Consider the following 22,528-nt stretch of genomic DNA (forward strand, 5'->3'; position numbering starts at 1 on the left):
GCCCCTCCCATCGTGGGAAGGACCCTGTCGAAGTTGTTGCGAGGCTCTAGCCGAACCGACCCGAGATGTAGTCCTCGGTCTCCTTCTTCGTCGGATTCGAGAACATCGTCTCGGTGTCGTTGATCTCCACGAGCTGCCCGGGCTGACCGACGCCCTCCAGGTTGAAGAAGGCGGTCTGGTCGCTCACGCGGGCAGCCTGCTGCATGTTGTGGGTCACGATGACGATCGTGTACTCCTTCTTGAGCTCGCCCATCAGATCCTCGATCGCCAGCGTCGAGATCGGGTCGAGCGCCGAACACGGCTCGTCCATCAGCAGCACGTCCGGCGAGACCGCGATCGCCCGCGCGATACACAGCCGCTGCTGCTGGCCGCCGGAAAGGCCGCCGCCCGGCTTGTCGAGGCGGTCCTTGACCTCGTCCCACAGGTTCGCGCCGCGCAGGCTGCGCTCGGCGACCTCGTCGAGTTCGGCCCGGTTGCGCACGCCCTGCAGGCGCAGTCCGGCGACGACGTTGTCCTTGATCGACATCGTCGGGAACGGGTTGGGCCGCTGGAACACCATGCCGATCGTGGCGCGCACACTGACCGGATCGACGTTGCGGCCGTAGATGTCCTCACCGTCGAGAAGCACGCTGCCCTGTGCGTAGGCACCCGGGGTGACCTCGTGCATGCGGTTCAGGGTGCGCAGCACCGTCGACTTGCCGCAGCCCGACGGCCCGATGAAGGCGGTGATGCAGCGCGGCGGTACCTCGAGGGTCACGTCCTTCACCGCGTGGAAGTCGCCGTAGTAGATGTTCAGGTCTTTGATGTCGAGGCGCTTTGCCATGACTTTTCCGTTTCTACAGTGATGTTCAGGAGGTCTTGGGCGCGAAGATCTTCGACACGACCTTGGCCCCGAAGTAGACGATGGCCACGAGGATGACCAAGCAGAGGGCCGCACCCCAGACCTTGTCGAAGGCGCCGGGCCCGTTGTTGTACTGCTGGACCATCATCAGCGGCAACGACTGCTGATTGCCGTCGAAGGGGTTCCAGTTCATCGCCCGCGTCGAACCGACCAGGATGAGCACGGGCGCCGACTCCCCCATCACACGGGCGATGGCCAGCATCACGCCGGTCACGATGCCCGACAGTGCCGTCGGCAGCACGATCTTCACGATGGTCTTCCACTTCGGGATACCCAGCGCATACGACGCCTCACGCAGATCCTGCGGGACGATCTTGAGCATCTCCTCGGTCGCGCGGACCACCAGCGGGACCATCAGCAGCACCAGCGCGATCGCCACGACGAAACCCGACCGGGGGAACCCGAGCGTGGTGCGCCAGACCGCGTAGACGAACAGAGCCGCGACGATCGACGGGACACCGGAGAGGATGTCGACCATGAAGGTGGTGACGCGGGCGAGCACCGACGTCTTGGTGGCGTATTCGACGAGGTAGATCGCCACGAAGATACCGAGCGGGATCGAGATGACGGCGGCCAGCGCGGTCTGGATCAACGTGCCGACGATGGCGTTGGCAGCGCCGCCCTTGCGTTCCGGCAACGTCCACCAGTCGATGTCCAGCAGCGGTTCGATGCCGCGGATGACCAGGGTGGCGACCAGCCACACGAGCGGCACCAGCGCGACGAGGAGTGCGGCGATGACCGCGATCCGGACCATGTGATCGGTGACGCGTCGACGCTTCGCCAGCGGGCTGAAGCCGGACGGCTTCTTGACCGGGTCGGCCGTGGGCGACGGGGTGGTGACGGTCATGCTCACTTCTTTCCGGCGACGACCGCACGAGCGGCGGCGTTGACGATGAAGGTCAGGACGAAGAGGGTCAGGCCTGCGGAGATGTAGGCGCCGGTCTTGGCCGGCGAGTCGAACTCGGCGGCGTTGTTCGCGATCTTGGTCGCGAAGGTCTCACCGCTCTCCATGAGGTTGAAGTTCATCGGCCCGGCAGTGGAGATGATCAGCAGCAGCGCCATCGTCTCGCCGAGCGCGCGTCCGAGGCCGAGCATCGATCCGGAGATGTAGCCGGAGAAGCCGAAGGGCAGCACCGCGAGCCTGACGACCTCGAACTTCGTGGCACCCCAGGGCGAGCGCCGCCTCCCGATGTCCCCGCGGGGTCTGCATGAAGACCTCGCGGGTCACCGCGGTGATGATCGGCAGGATCATCACGGCGAGCACGATGCCCGCGGTGAGCAGCGTGCCGCCGGTGGACATGTTCGCGACCTGGGGTGGGCTGCTGGAAGAACGGCAGGAAACCGAGGTGTCCGACAACCCACTCGTTCACCGGCACCAGCGCCGGCCCCAGAACGAGGATGCCCCAGAGGCCGTAGACGATCGAGGGCACCGCGGCGAGCAGGTCGACGGTGTAGGTGATGGGTCCGACGAGACGCTTGGGCGCGTACTCGGTGAGGAAGATCGAGATCCCGAGCGCCACCGGCATCGCGATGAGGAGTGCGATGACCGAGACGACGACCGTCGCATAGAAAAGCTGCGGGATGCCGAAGGCGAGCTGGTTGCCGCTGGTGATCCAGTCACCGGTGTAGGTGAAGAAGTTCTCCTCGTTCTTCAGCAGCGACGGGACGGCCTGCGCGACGAGGAAGAGCGCGATCAGACCGATGACGAGCGAGACGACGAACCCCGAGCCGACGGCCAGCGTGCGGAAGATCTGGTCGGCCACGCGGTGACGGGCCGCAGAGTGCAGGCTGCCCGAGGACGAACCGTCCGGCGATGCCTCGGGGAGGCTCGTCCGGTCGGAATCCGGCGGGACCGCACCACCCTGGTTGCTCAGCGACGTCATGCGTCCTTCTCGTGCTTCCGCTCTGGTCATTGGGGCCACTTCCCGGTCCACCGCTCACAGTCCGTGCGACACGCGAAGAGTCGTGTCAGTGTGTCAACCGCGAGCGCGGGGCCGCAAACCCTGGCGGCCCCGCACGCGCTGCTGTGTTGTCTCACGTCAGGCGTTGCCGCTACCGGCGAGCGCGTCGACGGTGCCCTGCAACTTGGCCTTGAAGCTCTGCGGCACCGGCACGTAGCCGATCTCCTCGAGGCCGGTCTGACCGTCGTTGAGGATCTTGGTGAACGCATCCTTCAGAGTGGTGCTGGTCGCCTCATCGGAGTAACCCGCCGAGCAGACGATGGAGTACGGGGTCAGCAACAGCGGGTAGGCGCCCGGGGCCTTCGACGCGAAGAGCGCATCGGTGTCGACGACGAGGTCCTTGCTGTCCGGGTTCTTGAACGCCAGCGCGTCGAGGGCCTTGCCCGCGCTCGCAGCGTTCAGCTCGACCGGGCCGGCACCGAAGTCGATGTCGGCGACGCCGAGGTCGTTCTCGGTGGCGAAGCCCCATTCGACGTAGCTGATCGAACCCGGCGTCTTCTTGACGGTGTCGCCGACGCCGGTCGACTTCGATGCGCCGGAACCGACGTTCTTGGGGGCGAATTCCTTGCTGTGCTCGTACGGCCAGTCGTTCGGCGCCGAGTTCTGCAGGAACCGCTGGAAGTTGTCGGTCGTGCCCGAGCTGTCGGAGCGGTAGACCGGGACGATGTCGTCGCCGGGCAGCTGCGCGCCCGGGTTGAGCGCGGCGACCGCCGGATCGTTCCACTTGGTGATCTTGCCGTTGAAGATCTTCGCGATGACGTTGGGATCGAGCTTGAGGTTGTCGACGCCTTGCAGGTTGTAGGCGATCGCAACCGGTCCGACGACCAGCGGCAGATGCCAGGGATCGTTACCGTTGCAGCGTTCCTTGGCCGCGGTGACCTCGTCGGCCTTGAGTGCCGAGTCGGAACCCGCGAAGTCGACGTCGCCGGCGATGAACTTCTTGATGCCGTCACCGGAGCCGCTGCCGGTGTAGTCGAGGACGATGTCGCTGTCATCCGAGAGGATCTGGCTGAAGTGCTCCATGGCCTTCTGCTGGGCGGTGGAACCCTCGCCACTCACCGTCTGGCTGTCTCCCCCACCACACGCCGTCACCAGGGTCAGTGCCGCGATTGCCGACACCGCCGCCAGAGCGCCGTTCCGCTTGATTCTCACCGCAGGTGTTGCCTTTCCTTTTCGTGCTCCGTCCTGAGGACCAGGTGTCCGGAGTGTCCGAAAGGAAAGCTAAGCGCGCCGGATGGCCGAATCCCCGACAGAAGGTGAACGGAAGGTGAACCCGGCACGGCGGGTGCGCGACGACCTGCGGCTGGGACTCAGCCGTACGCGACATCGACGGCGAACCTGGTGAAGCCCAGCCGTTCGTACGTGCGCAACGCGGCCATGTTGTCGCCCTCGACGTAGAGATTGATCTCGGCGACACCGCGCCGCGCGAGGTGATGGAGCCCGGCCAGCGTCAACAGCCGGCCGAGCCCACGCCCCTGCGCCTGCGGATCGACACCGACGATGTACACCTCGCCGAGATCGGCGTCATGAAGTTTGGTCCAGTGGAAACCGAGAAGCCGATCGGGATCTTCGGTGTCGAAGGCCAGGAAGAGACCCTCGGGGTCGAACCAGTCGGCTGCGACACGCTCGGCGATCTGATCGAGTTCCCAGCCGCCCTGTTCGGGATGCCAGTCGAAAGCGGCGTTGTTGACGCGCAGGATCTCCGCATCGTCCGACGACCCGGCGTAGGTACGGAGGGTGACGGTGGGGTCGACGACGAGTTCGGGCAGTTCGTGTCCCTTCCCGACCGGTCGCCGTAGCTGCAGCAGTTCGCGACGCTTCTGCAAACCCATCACCGACGCGAGGGCAACCGCACCGGGGAGGTCGCCGTGCGCCCACACCCGGGCCTCGAGGCCCTCCCGCCGCGCAGCGGTGAAAGCGGCGTCGAGCAACGACCGTCCCAGACCGTGGCGCCGTTGCTCCGGGTCGACGACCGCCTCGATCATCGACGGCTCGCCGTCACGGCCGGGAACGATGTTGGCGTAGGCACCCGTCGACCACAGGTGGACGACCGACGAATCCGCCCCGGCGTCAATCGCTTTGACGGCCTCGTCCGAGAGCGGCGCAACGCCCTCGGCGGATGTCGCCGCTCGCACCAGGCGGTGCGCCTCGGCCACCACCTCCGCCGGCGCGGCACCTCGTCGTACCTGCAACTCGTCAGCTTCCGGCGCTGGCACTGAACTCCTCGTCGAAGGGAACCCGACCGTCGAGGGCGGTGTCGAACTCCGCCGAATCGACATCCGGCACATCATCTTCCGGCACATCATCGGCCTCGGCCTGTGCCGCCCGGCCGCGGGTGGGCCGTACCGCCTTGTAGCCGACGTTGCGGACGGTACCGATCAGCGATTCGTGTTCGCTGCCGAGCTTGGCGCGCAGGCGACGCACGTGCACGTCGACCGTGCGCGTACCGCCGAAGAAGTCGTACCCCCACACCTCCTGCAGCAGCTGGGCGCGCGTGAACACACGACCTGCGTTCTGCGCCAAGTACTTCAGGAGTTCGAACTCCTTGTAGGTCAGATCGAGGGGGCGTCCACGCAGTCGCGCGGTGTAGGTCCCCTCGTCGATCACCAGCTCCCCCAGCGTGACCTTGCCCGACGTCTCCTCGGCAGCCACTCCTCTGGTGCGAACCACCAGCAGACGCAACCGCGCGTCGAGTTCCGCCGGCCCCGCACCCGGGAGCAGGAATTCATCGATGCCCCAGTCCGCATTGACCGCGACCAATCCGCCCTCGGTCAGCACAGCTGCCACGGGCACCGAAGATCCGGTGCTGCCCAGCAAGCGGCACAATCCTCGTGCCGCTGCCAGATCCGCGCGTGCGTCGACCAGGGCCACATCCGCGTTGCCCGCCTCCATGAGAGAGGAGACCTCCGTCGGGGCGACTCGCACGTTGTGGGCGAGAAGCGACAGCGACGGCAAGACCGATTCCGGATTGGGATCGGCCGTCAACAACAAGAGATCCACCTAGCACTCCGATCTCGTTCGGTCCCGGACCATCCAATCCGCCCACCACTCTGTGAACGCCTCCGCACACACATAGACGATTGTTTACGCTGCCTTACCAACGTGTGCGAGATAGGTGACAGAATAGCGCCACCGACGCGCTCCGCTGTTAACAAGTCGAGTCGAGACCGTGGGCGAACACGATGGAGAGGGTGGTCTTCCGAGCATGCCGGGCATCCGGAAAGTCCTCGTCATCGCGGTCACCGTGTCGATCCTCGCGGTGGGGGCAGTGCTGGCCGTCGACGTCGGCGCGGCCATCCGCAGCGAACATCGCCTCTCCCGTTCCCTCGCCGAATCCCCCCGCGTCCCATTCGATCCCGAGGTGACACTCGCCGGGTTCCCGTTCCTGACCCAGGCGGGCAAGGGCGACTACGCCGGGGCGACGATCGCCGCGCGAGGCGTCGTACTACCCGGCTGCGAACCCGCTCGCGGCATCTGTCGAGGCGAACTCGGCGCCGTACTCGGCCGTTTCCAGGGCCCCACGCGAGGCGATTTCGGCGCGAGTGATGTTCTGCACACCTCGTCGATCTCGGCATACACACGCCTCGACGCGGTCACTCTCGCGCGGTACCTGCGCATCACCGATCTGACCGTCAGCACTCCCGCACCCGACGGGAAGGTCGGCGGCGGTGGCCCCCAGGACGGGGTCGTCTCACGTTCGGAAGGTGTCGTCTTCACCGGGACGGTGGCACTACCGCCCGACGACGGCCTCGACGCCGACGATCCGCCGTCCGCGTCGGCGTACACCGGTCCGAAGGTCCGGGTCAGCGTCGCGGTCGATCTCTCGGTGACCGAAGGCTCGCTGGAGATCCGGGCCACCGACTTCTACACCGGACCCGAACGTCACGTGGACGACGCGGTCCCCGAGGACATGCGCGCGGCCGTGCTCGACCGATTCAGCATGGTCCTCCCCCGGTTGCCGATGGCCTGGGGACTCGAGGCGCAGCGCGCGGAGAGTTTCGGCGGGGACGTCCAACTGGTCTCCGATTCGGGCGTCGTCGACGTCCGCCCGGACCGGTTCTGATCCGACCCGGCGAGCCAGCGCAGAGAGATTCCATTCGTGGTCTTTTTACCCAGGTCAGAGCGCAATCCACCCGGGGTTTCGGACTCCGTTCGGCACTGTTGTACCCTCGTGGGCATGCAACAGCGCCGTGAGTTCCTGCTCACACGTCGCCGGGCGATCGACTTCTGTCGTGTCGCCGACTGTTGCTGTCGCACGCACCGCTGACGGTGCGCCATGACAAGCGCTGCCCTGCAGCCGCGCCATGCGCACCGCCGATGACGACGGGGTGCGTTTCTTCCGAGGCTTGAGTGTCTTCTCCGTACGCCTCCTCCTCGTTCATCACAGATCAGAGCCGCGGGCGCGAAGTCCGCGCCTCGCTCCGTTTTCGCATCACCAGATCCATCCACCACCAGTTATCCATCCGAAAGGAACCAGACATGGCACGTTCCGACGTCCTGGTCAGCACCGAGTGGGCTGAGCAGAACCTCAACGCCGACAACACTGTCTTCATCGAGGTCGACGAAGACACCTCGGCTTACGATGGCGGCCACATCCCGGGCGCGATCAAGCTCGACTGGAAGCAGGACCTGCAGGACGGCATCCGTCGCGATTTCGTCGACGCCGACCGCTTCTCGAAGCTGCTGTCCGAGCGCGGCGTCGCCAATGACGACACCGTGATCCTCTACGGCGGCAACAACAACTGGTTCGCCGCCTACGCCTACTGGTACTTCAAGCTGTACGGCCACAACGACGTCAAGCTGATCGACGGCGGCCGCAAGAAGTGGGAGCTCGACGGCCGTCCGCTGTCCTCGGATGCGGTCACCCGTCCGGCCACCGAGTACAAGGCCTCCTCGCCCGACCTCAGCATCCGCGCTTTCCGCGACGAGGTCATCGACGCCATCGGCACCAAGAACCTGGTCGACGTGCGCAGCCCTGACGAGTTCTCCGGCAAGATCCTCGCGCCGGCCCACCTCCCGCAGGAACAGGCACAGCAGCGCGGTCACGTCCCCGGCGCCATCAACATCCCGTGGTCGACCACCGCGAACGAGGACGGCACCTTCAAGTCCGACGAGGAGCTCACCGCTCTGTACGCCGACAAGGGATTCGACGACAGCCGCGAGACCATCGCGTACTGCCGCATCGGCGAGCGCTCGAGCCACACCTGGTTCGTGCTGACCGAGCTGCTCGGCAAGAAGAACGTCAAGAACTACGACGGAAGCTGGGTCGAGTACGGCTCGCTGGTCGGTGCGCCGATCGAACTCGGAGAAGGAAAGTAACAACTATGTGTGCTGCACCCCAAGCAGGGACAGAAGCTGCCTGCGGGCGTCGACGTGGAGAAGGAGACCGTCCTCACCGGACAGGTCACCGACGGCTCGGGCAACCCGGTCGCCGGCGCCTTCGTGCGTCTCCTCGACTCCACCGGTGAATTCACCGCCGAGGTCGTCGCCTCGCCCACCGGCGACTTCCGATTCTTCGCCGCTCCCGGAACCTGGACGGTTCGCGCCCTCTCTTCCGTGGGCAACGGCGATGCGACGATCAGCCCCGAGGGTCCCGGCATCCACGAACAGGACATCGTCGTCTCCAAGTGATGCAGTCCTGGTCGTGGGCGTCTGAGACCTCACGACGACGACCCGGTCACCGCACTGCGGTGACCGGGTTTCGTCGTCTCCGGGGGCTCAGAATGGGTGGATGTCCACGCATCCCGCCCCCTGTGGAGCGCCTGCCGGAGCACCGTCCCGTTCCCTGAGGAGCGAAGCGTCTCGAAGGGAGACCCCCTGCACCTCCCGGACATCCCCGGGTTAGAATTTGCCTCGTGGTTCTCTTCTTCGAAATCCTGCTGATCCTGGCCGCCGTGCTGATCACCTGGTTCGGTGTCTACACCCTCTACCGCCTGGTCACCGACGAGTCGTGACGTCCCACCCGGGAGCCGGTGACGCCGGAGACAAGCCAGTCGGCGCCGCCCACTCGGGCGATGGTGTGCCCTTTGGCGAAGGCGTCGTCGCCGACGGCGACGCCCATCGTTCGGGTGACGAGGCGATCAACCAGGCCGAGGCACGTGCCATCGAGTCCGGCAGTCGTGAGCGCAACCTCCCCACATGGGACGACCTCCCGCTGCCCGCGGACACCGCGAACCTCCGCCTGGGCGCCGATCTCCATCCCGGCCTGCTGGCGCTGCTGCCGCTGGTCGGTGTCTGGCGCGGCGAGGGCGAAGGGCATGACACCGACACCGACACCGACTACCACTTCGCGCAGCAGATCGTCGTCTCGCACGACGGGCAGAACTTCCTCACCTGGGAGTCGCGCTCGTGGGTCATCGACGACGACGCCGCCTTCATGCGGCCCGACCTCCGCGAATCGGGTTTCTGGCGCATCGGTGAGGACGACACCATCGAGTTGCTCCTCGCCCACGCCGAGGGGTCGGTCGAGCTCTTCTACGGGACGCCTCTCAATCAGACTTCGTGGGAGCTGGCGACCGACGTCGTCATCAAGTCCCAGTCCGGCCGGCGCGCCGGCGGTGCCAAGCGTCTCTACGGTCTGGTCCCCGACGGCGACCTCGCCTACGTCGAAGAACGGGTCGACGCCGACGGCGACCTCTTCCCCCGCCTTTCGGCCAAACTCCGACGCCACGTCGGCTGAGCCCGGCCGCACTTCTTCTGGGTGTCGGCTGAGCGGGCCGCTCAGCGATGCACCCGGCTGCAGCCGCGCCGGCGATCCGAGAACGCCAGGTACAGATTGCGCTTCGGCAGTGCGCTGTAGACCAGCGATCCGAGCATGATCACGACGGATCCGTATGCCGTGGCAGCCCCGGGGCGACCCACCCATCCCGGGTGCACGGTTCCCGATGCCGAGACGTAGGGGCCACGTCCGGGCGAACCGGCCTGCCGCTGTCCCACCACCGAGAACACGTCACTGTGCGCCGAGTGCGGGGAGACCGGGAAGTCGACCCGCTCGCGCGGACCGCATTCGACGACGCTGTACTCCGTCCCAACCCGATGAACGACCGCGACCCAGGTGTCGCCGGCGTTGCGGACCGTGAAAGTCGTTCCTCCGGAACGATATTGGTACGAGATCCGATCTTCCGCCGGGTCCCGTAGGCGGCAGCCGGCGAGTCCGCCGACCCAGTCCGTGCTCCATGGGGTCAGGTAACGCTGGGCGAGGAACTCCCGCTCGGTCGGGATCGGGATGGTCACCGGCATCGCGCGCCCCTGCTGGACCCACACCCCGCCGTAGACCACCGGACGGCCGTCGGTGAGTCGGGGTGCCTGAAGGTAGGTGAACGAATCCTCGTCGGGCAGGATGATCACCTCGCCGGGTCCGAGACGGCGGAGCTCGACGCGGCCGTCGACGAAGAAGATCAGTGCCGCCGCGGGGCCGACGCCCCGGTTGTGGAGGGACACGTGCTCGTCGTCGGCGTGGAAGAGTCCGGCTTCGTGCGGATCGGCGAAGGCGAAGCGGGGCGGCGTCGTGGTTCCGAAGTCGGGATCGCCCGGGCCCCAGTACAGGTCGTCCCAGCGATCGTCGTCTGCCGCGGCGTCCTCGACGGCAGACCCGCCGAGACCAGGATCGATCGACTGTTCGCGGACTGCGTTCGTGGCGACCATCGTTCTCTCTCTCGGGCGGGTGTTCCCTGTGGCAGGTATTCGTGACAGTTACATCGTTGGACTGCCCCAGTTCATAACGCCCGCGCCCTGAATTCACGAGTAGTCCACTACGCGAACGACGATCCCCGGACATGGAACGGCCCCCGCATCGCTCATACGAGCCTCGTGCCGACCGGACCGGGTCGGGATGCGGGGGCCGGGTGACCACCTGGTATTCGTCTGCGCTGACGAGGTGGGAATCCACCTCCGGCGACACGAATGCCACACGGTCAGCTGCTAACGGATGGTCACCTCACATGTCCGATGAGAAATCACTATCAGACCACCTCCTTCCCTGTGTACTCGCGAAAGTACGCCCGATTCTGGCGTCCCGCAACGGGATTTCGAGAGGGTGGCGGGTCAGGGCACGGGTACCGCGGGTGCGCCCGACCCCGGGGCCGGAGCCGCGGGCGGTGCGGACGGTGTCTGCGACGGAGCCGGTGACTGCCCGGGCAACGGCTTGGCGTCCGACGGTAGGGACGCGACGACCTCGAGCTTGGAGCGGAAGGTGTCGTCGGTGATGACCTCGATGTTGTTGATCATCCAGCGATCACCCTGGAGTTCCATGTTGAAGGTCAGCCGCGACGGGTTGATGCTGACGAGTTCCTTCTGACCGCGGGTGACCGACTGGTTCATGAAGATCAGCACCTTCGAGGTGTCGGCGGTGTTGGTGACCACGCCGGCGTCCTGGATGGTCACCTCGGACACCACCTGTTGCTTGCGGACCTCGGCGGCGAGGTTGTTCTCGGTGATCAGCTTGGTGTACTCGGGCTTGGCCGGGCCGGTGAGCACGCTCATCGACTGATCGATGTGGTCGCTGACGTTCTCGGCGTTGTACCCGAACATGGTGTTTGCGTAGTCGCGTGCGGCGGCGAGCGAGGACTCGCGCGCATCCTCCACCGATCGACCCTCGATGTACCGGTAGCCGAGGAACGCGGTGGCCGCGAGAGCCGCCACCACGAGAACCGCGAGCACGATCAGTCCGAGGCGTCCCTTGTCGGGCCCGGGCTTCTTGTCGGCCATCACGCCACCCACTCGAAGTCGGTCATCTTCAGCTCACCGTTGATGCGGGTCATGTCGACGCGCCAGCGGAACACCTTGTCCTGGGCGGGGGTCTGGCCGTCCAGCGATTGCTGATGCCAGCCGAACACCATGATCACCGAACCCTCGTCGGGCTCGGATCTGGTGACCGCCGAACTCAGGATGATCGACTTGGTCTCGAGCTTCCCGTCGCGGACGAGCGAGGCCACCTGCTGGATGTTGTTCTGGACCTCCTGCTTGACCTTGCCGGAGGTGTCATCCTGCACCGATTTCAGTGTCTGGTCGACGGTGTCGGGGTTCATGCTCGTCAGGTTGATCAACACCTGCGAGGCGAACGCGGAGTACTCGGCCCGCAGGTCGTTCTGCTGGTCCTGGCGGGCGATGCCGAGCGCGAACACCACCGACGCCACCGCGCAGACGACGATGAGCACGATTCCGACGACGACCCCGACCACGGTCCGCGACGACCGCCGGCCCGAGCCGCGGTAGCGGACCTTGCCGGTGCCCGTCTTCTCCGGGGTCCTCGACGCCAGTCGTGTGCGACGCCGCTCGCGGTAGCTGACCGTCTTCTCGACCTCCGACGGATCGGGGGCGATCTCCTCCCCCGGGTCCGGCTTGGCGAGCGACACCTCGTGGGTCGCGGTCTTTTCGGCCCGGTCGGCCGGGGGCTGCACAGCACCCTGAGCGGCAGCCTCGTCGGCGGACGCCTCGACGACCGTCTCCGTCTCCGGCGCTGCCGCGGACTGGTCGGCCGGCTTCTTCACTCCCGAGCGACCGCGGCGGATGGGTGCCGAGCGGACCGGACGCTTGGTCGTCCGACGGTCGGTCGAGCCGGTTCGGTTCGGTGTCGTGCCGGTCGGGCTCTTGGTGACCGGGGTCGTGGTGCCGGTGCCCTCAGGCGTCACGGACTGACCGTCCCGCTGATCATCGTCTGCCATGTACTGCTCTGTCCCTGCCCTTCACGCCCCGTGCCGGCGTTGTACGTCTTGCCGTCGGGTCCGATGAAGTTGCCCGATTCCGGATCATATGTCGTGGCGTACACCGCGGGCTCGGCCTCGAAGTCTTTCGGTGTGCCCGGTGTCACGGTACCGGAGGACGCCGGCTGCCATTTCAGGCCGAACGGCAGGCCGCTCTGGAAGGGATCGACCGAACCGGGCTTGGGCTTGTACCCCGTGCGGCACTCCGCCGGCGTCGGCGCGCGACGCCCCGGGAACTCCGCACACGGGTAGTTACGGGCGCCGCGCACGGCGATGTTGGAGTTCTGCGGAACCCGGCACAGCATTCCCGGCGGCAGCTCGCGAGCGTTCTGCGCCGATGCCCATCGCCACTCCTCCTTGGGCAGGAAGCCGATGTTGCACCCCGGCCGGTCCTGGAAGCCCAGGGAGAAGTTGACGTTCGGACCGAAGTTGTTGGTGCCGGTGTTCAGGGCGGTGATCAGCGAGTTGACCAGACGCGGGTACAGCACCAGGATTTGTTTCCAGTTCGGCAGGTAGACCACTTGGGTGTGGGCGATCGTGCCGAGGTTCGACACCAGCAGCGGGTATGACCCACCGAGCGATTCGAACAGTTCCTGGGCCTTCGACGCCGTCGACGGCCCCTTGCGGAGGATCTCGCCGATCTCGGGCCGGTTCGCCCGGAGCTGATCGGTGAACGCGGTGACGTTGCGTGTCCAGGCCCGGATGTCGTCGGCCGTGCGCGACTGCGTCGCCAGCAGCGGCGCGCCCTGCTCCACAAGCGAGATGGTCGTGTCGGTGTTCTTGTTGGCCTCCCCGATGAACAGGGTCATCGAGTCGAGCAGCCGCTGCAACGACTCACCGGTGCCGTTGAAGGCCACGAAGGCCTCGTCGACCAGCGACCGGAGTTTGGTGTCGCCGATCTCCTTGAGGAGCGCATCGGCCTGGTCGAGCATGGTCGAGATCTCCACCGGCACCTCGGTGACGGTGACCTCGGAATTGTTGTGCAGGTAACCGGTCGGGGCGTCGGCTGGCGGGTCCGGATTCGGGGTGAACTCGACGAACTGCTCGCCGATCGCGGAGACGCTGCGTACCGATGCCTTCGACGACGCCGGGATGTCGGTGCCGTTGTCGATGACGAGGGTGGCCTGCACGCCGTCGTCGGTGAGCTTGACCGAGTCGACCTTGCCGACGTAGACGCCGCGGTAGCTGACGTTGGCGTTCTGGTACAGCCCGCCGCTGGTCTCCATGTTCAGCTGCACGCGGTAGCTGCCGACGCCGAACATCGACGGGATGCGGATGTAGAACAGCGCCATCACGACCATCGCGACAACGGTGACGATGGCGAAGATCATCAGCTGCATCCGGACGAATCTGGTGATCTTCATCAGCGGCCGCCTTCCTGATCGGAGGGCACCGTCGGCGGAGCCGTGGGCGAGGGCACCTGGACCGGCGGGATGAGGTTCGCCGGAACGGGCTCCGCAGTGTCCGGAAGCTTCTCGCCACCGGGGATCAGCGGCGCCGTGAACGGATTCAGTCCGCGGGCGGCCGCCCCGGCCGGCTTGCCGAAGACTCCCTCGGGTCCGGTGACGCCGAGGCTGGCGAACATGGTCTCGCTCAGACGGTCCACCGTGAGGTCGAGGGTCAGGTCGGAGTTCACGAAGTCACCCTTGACGATCTTCCGGACGGTCGGTTCGTAGAACGGGAAGGTCAGCAGGATGTTCAACGACTGCGTCATCGCCGGGCCCGAGGCCTGGAGTTGGTCGAGGGCGGGTTCGATGCCCTCGACGATGGTGACGATGTCCTCGGAGTTGGCGTCGAGGATGTCGTTCGCGGTCTTCGACAGCTTCGACACCGACGCGAGGGTGTCCAGGAACTGCTGACGCTGGTCCACCAGCAACTGCAGGATCTGCGGGCTGGCGTCGAGCGCGCGTTCGATGGTGTCCTTCTGCTCGTTCATGGTGCGGGACAGGCGATCCAGCCCCTCGGTCGCACGGATGATGTTGTCCTTCTGCGCATTCAGATCGGCGACGAGGGTGTTCAGGCGCGGGATCAGCTTCTTGATCTGGTCCTCACGGCCGCCGAAGACCTCGCTCATCTCGTGCACGATGTCGCCGACCTGCGACAGGCCGCCGCCGTTGAGCACCACCGACAGTGAGCTCAGGACCTGCTCGGTGCTGGGGTAGGTGCAGGCCGCAACCTGCTGTGCCGCATTGATGTCGGGCACCGCCGGCACCTTCGGATCGCTGACGATGTTGGACTGCTCGGGGCACTTGGTCAGCGGGATCTCGTCGCCCGCTTCGAGGCGTCCGCCCTCGGGCTCGGCGGGCTGGACGATCTCGAGGTGCGTCGAACCCAGCACACTGGTCATGCCGACCATCACGTGCGATCCGCGCGGGATGATCACACCCTTGTTCAGGCGGATGGTGACCAGCGCGTTCCAGTCCTGCACCTCGATGTCGCCGATACTGCCGACGGTCGAGTCGTCGATGAGGACCGGCGCGTTGTTGACCAGGCCCGCGGCCGAGGGAATGAGCGCGGTGATCTCATACGAACCACCACCGGTCCCGGCGGCGCCCGGAACGGGCAGGGAGTTGGGTCCGTCGAAGGAACATCCGGCGAGCAGCGTCGTGAACGCCACCGCGCCCGCGGCCAGTCCGCCGCGCAGGCGTGACGAGATCATCGGTCTCCCCCGAACGGCACCAGCAGGTTCCCGAGCGGCGAACCGGCGTTGTCGCGCCGCGTCTCGTTGTCGATGCGCCGCACACCGGCCTGGGCGCGGGCCTTCACCTCGGCATTCTGGTACTGCAGCTGGCTCGGCAGGGCGTTGGCGCCCTGCACCGGGTTGGCGAGGAACGGCGGGTAGTTCATCGAGATCGACGACAGTACCGGCGCGAGGATCTCCACACACTTGTCGATGTCCTGCTTCGACGTTCCGGGCCGGTTGGTGGCGTCCATCGACCCGCACAGCAGCGTGATCAGGTTGGTGCCGTTGGCCAGACCGAACACACCCGACAGCGACCCGGAGAGCGGGTTGTAGATGTTGTAGAAGTTCGCGAGCTGATTGGGCGCGGAATGCAGGACGCCCTCGACCTGCTCGTTCTTGTCGGCGACGATTTTGGTGGACGCTGCAAGCCGCTCGACCGACGACGAGAGCGCGTCGGAGTTGGTGTCGATGAAGACCTGCACGTCGGTCATCGCCGAGTCCAGCCCCTTCAGCGCCGCGTCGAGCTCGGTCGTGTTGTCGGCGAGAACCGAACTGACCGAGGCGAGCCGGCCGTTGAACTGCACCAGCTGTTCGTGGCTGCCCGACAGTGCATCGGTCAGCTTCTGCAGGCTCTGGATCGTCGAGAACAGGTCGCCGCGTCCGGCCGCGAGGGTCCCGATGACGTCGGAGACCTCTCTGATCGAGGCGTTGATCGCGGCCCCGTTGCCCTCGAGGTTCTCGTCGAAGACGTTGACGGCCTTGGCCGCCGTGCCCTGGTCGGGCCCCTCCGGGCCGATGGCCTCGGTCAGCTTCGTCAGCTGGGCCTTGATGTCGTCCCACTCCATCGGGATGGCCGTGCGATCCATCGGGATGTCGTAACCGTCGGGCATCACCGGGCCGCCGGAGTAGACCGGGGTGAGCTGCACGAAGCGTCCCGACACCAGGCTCTGCGCGACGATGACGGCCTTCGCGTCCTGCGGGATGTCGATGCTCTTGTCCACGCGCAGTTCGACTTTCACGTCGTTCTCGCGTGGCGTGATCTTCGAGACGCTGCCGACGTTGACACCCAGCACCCGCACCGGGTCACCCTCGTAGAGGCTGGCGGCCGAGCCGAAATAGGCGGTGAACGTGTTGGTCGTGGACTTCAGGAAGACCGTCCACCCGACGACCACGAGGGCGATCGCGAGCACGACGGCGAGCACGCCGAGCAGGACCTTGCGTCCGATCGTCATGGTCACCGTCCTCCTCTAGTGGTCGGTACCGGCTTGGGATAGGTCGGGGTCGGCAGCGGGCCGCGCGGGGTGTCGGTGTTGTCCGGCGGTCCCAGCTTGTAGTTCTCCGGGATCAAGGGGAAGCCCGAGTACATCAGCGACTGCCACAGCTGCGGGTAACGGCCGCGCAGCGCGTTGAGGAAGATCGCGGTGTAGTCGCCGAAGGTGTTGAGGCCCACCAGGGAATCGAAGTTCGGACCGGATGCGACGGCCTCGCCGAGGGTGTTGGCGAACGGGCCGAGACGGTCGATCGTCTCCTTCAGGTCCTTCTCTTTGTCGGTGAGGATCGTGGCCACCCGATCGAACTTCTGCAGGACCGGCGTCAGCTGCTCGTTGTTTTCGGCGATGAAGCCGCGCAGCTGCGTGGTGACGTCACCGATCCCCTTGATCAGCTGGTTGAGCGCGTACCGACGCATCTCGATCTCCCCGACGAGGGCGTTGGCGTCGATGAGCAGCCGGTTGATCTGGTCGTTGCGGTCCCCGACGATCTTGCTGACCTGGTTGGCCTTGGCCAGCAGCGCCCGCAGTTCGTCGTCCCGGTCGGCGACGGCCTTCGACAGCCGCGCAACGCCGTTGACCGCTCCCTGCACCTGATCCGGTGTCTCGGAGAAGGTGACCGTCAGGGTCTCGAGTGCGGTGTTGAGCTGGTCGGTGTCGGTGCCCGAGATCGTGTCCGTGGCACCTTCGAGAGCGTCCTGCAGCGAGTACGGGGCGATGGTGTTTCCGAGCGTGATCGATCCGCCCGGCTTGATGCGTTCGCCGCCGTGCGGGATAACCGTCAGATTGCGGCGACCCAGCACTGTCTCGGTGCGGATGGCGGCCTGGGTCTGGTCACCCATCTCGACCGTGTCGTCCATCCGGAAGGACACCTTCACCTTGGTGCCCTGCTCGGTGTCGGCGAGTTCGATGCCCTCGACCGTTCCGACCTGCACACCGGAGACGACGACGATGTCGCCCTTGGCGAGTCCGCCGGCGTCGTCGAAGTAGGCGCTGTAGGTGCTGATGGGTGCCAGGTACGGCAGCTTGTCCATCTGCATCGCGGTGATGACGACCATGGCGATGATCACGATGCCGATGACGCCCACCTGCGCACGGCTGCGTCCGCCGTGCTTCTCCTCACGCGCGATGTCGGCCTGCCCGGATTCGGTTCTGCGGCTGGAGAACATGCCGCCGAAGGGAAGACTCATGAGCCGTCACACCTTCCGCCCGCGCGGGTGGTGTCGCCCATCACGTTGTTCGAGGTGTAGATGATCGTCTGGCCACCCGGTGCCGGGAGCAGGAGACGCAGACGGCAGAAGTAGATCTGCAGCCACGCACCGTAGGAACCGAGGTTCGACAAGGTCTTGTAGTCCTCCGGTAGACGCGTCAGCAGGTTCCGCACGAACGGCTCGGCCCGCAGCAGTTCCTCCGACACCCGGCCGGTGTTGGTCACCATCGACTGCAGTGTGGGGCGGGTCGTCGAGAGCAGGTCGGCGAGCCCGTTCGTGACGCGCGACGTCTGGGTGAGGGCGTTGCCGATCGTGCCCTTCTGCTCGGCCAGGCCGGTCACCAGCTGCTGCAGCAGGTCGACGCTGGTGTCGAGTCCCGCGCGGTCCCCGTCGAGCGTGGCGAGCGTGGTGTTCAGGTTGTCGATGACGCTGTCGATCAGCTGATCCCGGTCGGCGAGCGCATCGGTGAACGACGCGGTGTTGGACAGCAGGGTGTTCAGCGCCCCGCCCTGGCCCTGGAACACCGCGATCAGCGATTTCGTGAGGGCGTTGACTTCGTCGGCGTTGAGGGTGCGGAACAGCGGCTTGAAACCACCGACGAGCTTGTCGAGGTCGAGGGCCGGTTCGGTCTGGGTGACCGGGATCTGCGCGCCGTCGCCGAGGAAGGTGGAGGTGTCACCGGTCCCCTGCTGGAGTTCGAGATACCGGTCGCCGGTGAGGTTCTCGTAACGGATCAGTGCCCGAACGGATTTCGGAAGCGGGTACTGCTCGTCGACGGAGAAGGTGATCACGGCCTCGTTGGCGCGGTTCAGCTCGACACCGCCCACGGCTCCGACCTCGACGCCGGCGATCTTGACCTTGCTGCCCGACTTCATCGCCGACGCACTCGTGAAGACCGCCGAGAACTCGTTCGACGCCCCGGAGCGGTAGCGGCTGAAAACCACGACCAGCGCGACGAACACCAGGATCATCACCACGGTGAACGCGCCGAGCTTGATGAGAGTCGCGCGGAATGCGCGTGCGCGGTTATCCACGGGGCGGCTCCCCGAACAGGATCTGGAACAGCTTCTTCGAGTTCACCTTCGGCTTGGTCCTGGGCTGGTAGGGCTGGGGTGCGTTGTCGCTGACGTAGAACGGCGCATGCTCGGTGCTGGCCGGGTCGGAGAGGCCGCCGGCACAGGTGGGCGGTCCCTCGGCCGCAACCTTGGGCAGGTCGTACGGGTAGGCGTACGGGTCCTTGCCCGGCAGCAGACTGGCGTCGAGCATGAGCATGCCGTTGCGCCCACCCATGAACGGGGCGGCGACCTCCGAGGCCACGGCGCTCGCGGTCAGGAAGCACTTGATCCCCGGCGCGTTGTAACCGAGCAGCGCGGCAATGGGATTGAGATCCGACAGCGCACCGATCAGTGTTTTCTTGCTCGGAGCGATGACACCGTCGATGGTGTTGGCCATCCCGGTCGCGTTGATCAGCAGCGCGTCGAGGTTGGAGGTGTTGTCCACCAGCGTGTTTCCCACGGCAGTGAAGTTGTCGACGGTGCGCAGCAGATCCGGCATCGAATCCGCGTACACGTTGGTGAAGGTGGCGCCCTCACGGAACAACCGGTTCAGCGCCGGCAGGTGCGGATTGGTCTTGCCCAGCAGCGTCGTCAGCTGCTCGAGGGCCACACCGATGTCCTCACCCTGACCCGACAGGGCGGTGTCGACCGCGCCGAGCGTCGCGTTGAGCTTCTCCGGCTGCAGGTCGGCGAGCACCGAGACGAGTTGCTGGAAGACGGTGTTGAGTTCGACGACCACGCGGTCGGCCGGGATCTCCGCACCGGCGGTGAGCTCGCCTTCGGCTTCACCGGGCACGAAGAAGTTGACCGCCTTGGCACCGAAGATGGTGTTGGACTTGATGTCGGCGACCACGTTGCCTGGGATCTTCGACATCGAATCGTTCGCGATGTCGAGGGTGAGGATCGCGTTACCGCCCTGCTCCTCGATCTTGCCGACGCGTCCGACCTCGACCCCGCGCAGCTTGACCTTGGCGTCGGGGTTCATCACCAGACCGGCGCGCGGAGCGACCAGCGTGACCTGCTGGGTGCCCTTGAACGCGCCGAGGAACGATGCGCTGGCGCCGATGATCAGGAACAGCAGCGCCGCGACCATGGCGACTGCCGCCAGGCGACGGGTGGTCCGTGTCCGTTCTTGTTTTCTGCTCATGGTTCAGCCCGCCAGGTTGAACTTGCCGTCCGCGCCGTAGATGGCGAGGGAGGTGAGCAGGGTGATGACGACGACCACGACCAGCGAGGCACGCACGGCGTTGCCGACCGCGACGCCCACGCCGACGGGGCCGCCGGAGGCGTTGTAGCCGTAGTAGGTGTGGATGAGCATGACCGCCACCGCCATACAGATCGCCTGCACGAAAGACCAGAGGATGTCCGACGGGATCAGGAAGGTGTCGAAGTAGTGGTCGTACACGCCCGGCGACTGTCCGTAGAGGAACACCGTCGCCGAGCGGCTCGCGAGGAACGAGGCGAGCGAGGCCAGCGCGTAGAGCGGGATGATCGCGATCAGGCCGGCGATGATGCGGGTGCTGACCAGATACGGGATCGAGGAGATCGCCATCGTCTCGAGGGCGTCGATCTCCTCCGAGACCCTCATGGCGCCGAGCTGCGCGGTGGCTCCGGCACCGATGGTCGCCGCGAGGGCGATACCGGAGATCACCGGCACCGCGATGCGCACGTTGATGAAGGCCGAGAAGAAGCCGGTGAGCGCCTCGACGCCGATGTTGGCCAGCGAACTGTAACCCTGGACGGCGATCGTGCCGCCGGTGAACAGTGTCAGAAAGCCGACGACCACGACGGTTCCGCCGATCATGGCGAGCGCGCCGGTACCCATGGAGATCTCGGCGATGAGCCGCAGGGTCTCCTTCTTGTAGTGCTTGATCGCGCGGGGGATCGACACGACGCTGTCCCAGTAGAACAGTGCCTGATCGCCGATCTGGTCCCAGTCCTCGCCGGCTCGTTTCACCGCGACGCGCGCGGTCCGGAATCGGGTTGTGAAAGGAAGTACCATCGCTCAGCCCGCCGTCGCTTTGAGTCCGACCGCGGTGACGACGACGTTGACCACGAACAGCGCCATGAACGAATACACGACGGTCTCGTTGACGGCGTCGCCCACACCCTTCGCACCGCCCTTGACGTTGAGTCCCTGGTAACAGCCGACCATGCCGGCGAAGAGGCCGAACAAGGCGGCCTTGACCATGGAGATCATCAGCTCACCGAAGCCGGTGAGCAGCGTCAGGTTGGCCACGAAGGCGCCCGGGTTCACGTCCTGCAGATAGACGGAGAAGATGAAGCCGCCGCCGATGCCGATGGTGCAGACGAGGCTGTTCAGCAGCAGCGCGACGCAGGTCGACGCCACGATGCGCGGCACGACGAGCCGGTGGATCGGGTTGATGCCGAGCACCTTCATCGCGTCGATCTCTTCGCGGATGGTGCGGGCACCGAGGTCGGCGCAGATCGCGGTGGCACCCGCACCCGCCACGATCAGCACCGTCACGATCGGACCGATCTGGGTGATCGTTCCCAGGGCGGCGCCGGCCCCGGACAGATCCTGCGCGCCGATCTCGCGCAGCAGGATGTTCAACGTGAAGCTGACGAGCACCGTGAAGGGGATGGCGACGAGCAGCGTCGGCACCATCGAAACACGGGCGATCGCCCACGATTGCTCTACTGTTTCCCGCCACTGGAACGGGCGATGGAACAACTCGCGCGCCGATTCGACGCCGAGCGCCACGAAGTCGCCGATCCCCCCAAGGGGCGTGGCCAGTTTGCTCAGCACCAGCGGACCCCCTTCACCCTCGAACCATCGCGAAACCTATCACGCAGAAACTCGACGAAATGCTCAGTTGACCAGAGCGCTTGCCGAGAACGTGCGTCCGGGATCGCGGTCGGCGAAGAAGCCCGTGAGGGTCTTGGCCAGATCCTCCGAGTCCCAGGCATCGCCGTCGGCGGTGAACACCTCGTCGATCGTGGGTGCCGCCATGAGGGTGACCTTGGGGCCGTACACGACGAAAACCTGACCGGTGACGCCGTCGGCCTCGGGTCCGGCGAGGTAGGTCACGAGCCGGACCACATGTGCCGGATCGAGCGGATCGACGCCGTCGGTGGGCGCGTCCCCGAAGACGTCCGCGGTCATCGCGGTACGCGCACGCGGGCAGATGGCGTTGGCGCGGACGCCGTAACGCTTGAGTGCTCGCGACGCGGACAGCGTGAGCGCGGTGATGCCGGCCTTGGCGGCACCGTAGTTGGCCTGCCCCTCGGGGCCGAGCAGCCCGGCCTCCGAGGAGGTGTTGATGATCCGGCCGTAGACCGGACCACCAGCGGCCTTCGACGCCGCGCGCCAGTGCGACGCCGCATTGCGATTGAGTAGGAAGTGGCCGCGCAGGTGAACGCGGATGACCAGGTCCCACTCGTCGTCGGTCATGTTGAACAGCATCTTGTCGCGGACCACGCCCGCGTTGTTCACGACGATGTCGAGCGAACCGAGCTGCTCGGTGGCCGCCGCCATGATGGCACTCGCGGTGGACGAGTCACTGATGTCACCCCCGACGGCGATCGCACGGCCGCCGGCCGACGTGATCGTGTCGATGACATCACTCGAATCGAGCGCTGCCGGAAGGTCATTCACCACGACTGTGGCACCTTCCGCGGCGAGGCCGATGGCCTCCGCCCGACCGAGACCTGCACCTGCACCGGTGACGACCGCGACGCGACCGTCCAACGAGTAACCCACCCGACATTCCTCCTGAGCTGAAAC

Annotated in this window: 20 protein-coding genes and 2 pseudogenes; 4 read left to right on the plus strand and 18 right to left on the minus strand. The window is 66.2% G+C overall.

Annotated elements, in window-relative coordinates:
• Positions 1–46: 46 nt before the first annotated feature.
• The 6 genes and pseudogenes from pstB to RVF83_RS01630 form a co-directional block, all read right to left on the minus strand.
• Entirely contained in the window at positions 47–823 is a 777-nt protein-coding gene (gene pstB, locus RVF83_RS01605; protein WP_005201518.1) for a phosphate ABC transporter ATP-binding protein PstB, read from the minus strand.
• 25 nt (positions 824–848) lie between these two features.
• A complete protein-coding gene (pstA, locus tag RVF83_RS01610) occupies positions 849–1,748 on the minus strand; it encodes a phosphate ABC transporter permease PstA (protein ID WP_005201519.1) in 900 nt (299 codons plus the stop codon).
• A gap of 2 nt (positions 1,749–1,750) precedes the next feature.
• Positions 1,751–2,784: pseudogene (gene pstC / locus RVF83_RS01615) on the minus strand (phosphate ABC transporter permease subunit PstC).
• Positions 2,785–2,940: 156 nt separating this feature from the next.
• A complete protein-coding gene (pstS, locus tag RVF83_RS01620) occupies positions 2,941–4,014 on the minus strand; it encodes a phosphate ABC transporter substrate-binding protein PstS (protein ID WP_005201521.1) in 1,074 nt (357 codons plus the stop codon).
• A gap of 158 nt (positions 4,015–4,172) precedes the next feature.
• Positions 4,173–5,078, minus strand: a complete 906-nt coding sequence (gene mshD, locus RVF83_RS01625; protein WP_255220842.1) for a mycothiol synthase — start codon at positions 5,076–5,078, stop codon at positions 4,173–4,175.
• Positions 5,059–5,862, minus strand: a complete 804-nt coding sequence (locus RVF83_RS01630) for a winged helix-turn-helix domain-containing protein (RefSeq protein ID WP_005201523.1) — start codon at positions 5,860–5,862, stop codon at positions 5,059–5,061. The genes mshD and RVF83_RS01630 overlap by 20 nt, the downstream gene beginning before the upstream one ends.
• Positions 5,863–6,067: 205 nt before the next feature.
• Here RVF83_RS01630 and RVF83_RS01635 point away from each other — a divergent pair, with 205 nt between their 5' ends.
• From RVF83_RS01635 to RVF83_RS01650, 4 genes and pseudogenes are all read left to right on the plus strand, one after another.
• On the plus strand, positions 6,068–6,925 hold the full coding sequence (locus RVF83_RS01635; RefSeq protein WP_005201524.1) for a DUF2993 domain-containing protein: 858 nt from the start codon (positions 6,068–6,070) through the stop codon (positions 6,923–6,925).
• Positions 6,926–7,341: 416 nt separating this feature from the next.
• Positions 7,342–8,181, plus strand: coding sequence for a sulfurtransferase (locus RVF83_RS01640; protein WP_005201525.1), 840 nt, complete (start codon positions 7,342–7,344; stop codon positions 8,179–8,181).
• Positions 8,182–8,186: 5 nt separating this feature from the next.
• Positions 8,187–8,493, plus strand: a pseudogene (locus RVF83_RS01645) (DUF1416 domain-containing protein).
• Between the two features lie 319 nt (positions 8,494–8,812).
• Positions 8,813–9,541, plus strand: a complete 729-nt coding sequence (locus RVF83_RS01650) for an FABP family protein (RefSeq protein WP_039881288.1) — start codon at positions 8,813–8,815, stop codon at positions 9,539–9,541.
• Between the two features lie 41 nt (positions 9,542–9,582).
• On the opposite strand, the gene RVF83_RS01655 is transcribed toward RVF83_RS01650, so the two are convergent.
• The 12 genes from RVF83_RS01655 to RVF83_RS01710 all read right to left on the minus strand — a co-directional run bounded on the left by RVF83_RS01655 (position 9,583) and on the right by RVF83_RS01710 (position 22,504).
• The gene (locus RVF83_RS01655; RefSeq protein WP_005201532.1) at positions 9,583–10,506 is read right to left on the minus strand and encodes a hypothetical protein; all 924 of its coding nucleotides are present in this window, start codon (positions 10,504–10,506) and stop codon (positions 9,583–9,585) included.
• 399 nt (positions 10,507–10,905) lie between these two features.
• Positions 10,906–11,568, minus strand: a complete 663-nt coding sequence (locus tag RVF83_RS01660) for a hypothetical protein (protein ID WP_005201533.1) — start codon at positions 11,566–11,568, stop codon at positions 10,906–10,908.
• Positions 11,568–12,491: a hypothetical protein gene (locus RVF83_RS01665; protein ID WP_005201536.1), complete on the minus strand. Its 924-nt coding sequence runs from the start codon at positions 12,489–12,491 to the stop codon at positions 11,568–11,570. Before RVF83_RS01665 ends, RVF83_RS01660 begins: the two co-directional genes overlap by 1 nt.
• Positions 12,488–13,927, minus strand: a complete 1,440-nt coding sequence (locus RVF83_RS01670; RefSeq protein ID WP_005201538.1) for an MCE family protein — start codon at positions 13,925–13,927, stop codon at positions 12,488–12,490. The genes RVF83_RS01665 and RVF83_RS01670 overlap by 4 nt, the downstream gene beginning before the upstream one ends.
• Positions 13,927–15,222 carry an MCE family protein gene (locus RVF83_RS01675; protein WP_005201540.1) on the minus strand — a complete coding sequence of 432 codons (1,296 nt, stop codon included), beginning with the start codon at positions 15,220–15,222 and terminating at the stop codon, positions 13,927–13,929. The genes RVF83_RS01670 and RVF83_RS01675 overlap by 1 nt, the downstream gene beginning before the upstream one ends.
• Entirely contained in the window at positions 15,219–16,478 is a 1,260-nt protein-coding gene (locus RVF83_RS01680; RefSeq protein ID WP_039881289.1) for an MCE family protein, read from the minus strand. The genes RVF83_RS01675 and RVF83_RS01680 overlap by 4 nt, the downstream gene beginning before the upstream one ends.
• A gap of 2 nt (positions 16,479–16,480) precedes the next feature.
• Positions 16,481–17,704 (minus strand): MCE family protein, encoded by a 1,224-nt coding sequence (locus tag RVF83_RS01685; protein WP_005201548.1) that lies wholly within the window; start codon positions 17,702–17,704, stop codon positions 16,481–16,483.
• Positions 17,701–18,759: an MCE family protein gene (locus tag RVF83_RS01690; RefSeq protein WP_005201551.1), complete on the minus strand. Its 1,059-nt coding sequence runs from the start codon at positions 18,757–18,759 to the stop codon at positions 17,701–17,703. The genes RVF83_RS01685 and RVF83_RS01690 overlap by 4 nt, the downstream gene beginning before the upstream one ends.
• Complete coding sequence (locus tag RVF83_RS01695; protein WP_005201553.1) at positions 18,752–19,873, minus strand: MCE family protein; 1,122 nt, start codon at positions 19,871–19,873, stop codon at positions 18,752–18,754. Before RVF83_RS01695 ends, RVF83_RS01690 begins: the two co-directional genes overlap by 8 nt.
• Before the next feature lie 57 nt (positions 19,874–19,930).
• Positions 19,931–20,782 carry an MlaE family ABC transporter permease gene (locus RVF83_RS01700; RefSeq protein WP_004022039.1) on the minus strand — a complete coding sequence of 284 codons (852 nt, stop codon included), beginning with the start codon at positions 20,780–20,782 and terminating at the stop codon, positions 19,931–19,933.
• Positions 20,783–20,785: 3 nt separating this feature from the next.
• Entirely contained in the window at positions 20,786–21,550 is a 765-nt protein-coding gene (locus RVF83_RS01705) for an MlaE family ABC transporter permease (RefSeq protein ID WP_005201556.1), read from the minus strand.
• 63 nt (positions 21,551–21,613) lie between these two features.
• Positions 21,614–22,504, minus strand: a complete 891-nt coding sequence (locus RVF83_RS01710) for a 3-oxoacyl-ACP reductase (protein ID WP_005201558.1) — start codon at positions 22,502–22,504, stop codon at positions 21,614–21,616.
• Between the last annotated feature and the right edge of the window lie 24 nt (positions 22,505–22,528).

It is taken from the genome of Gordonia rubripertincta, from assembly GCF_038024875.1.
Classification (GTDB): Bacteria; Actinomycetota; Actinomycetes; order Mycobacteriales; family Mycobacteriaceae; genus Gordonia; species Gordonia rubripertincta.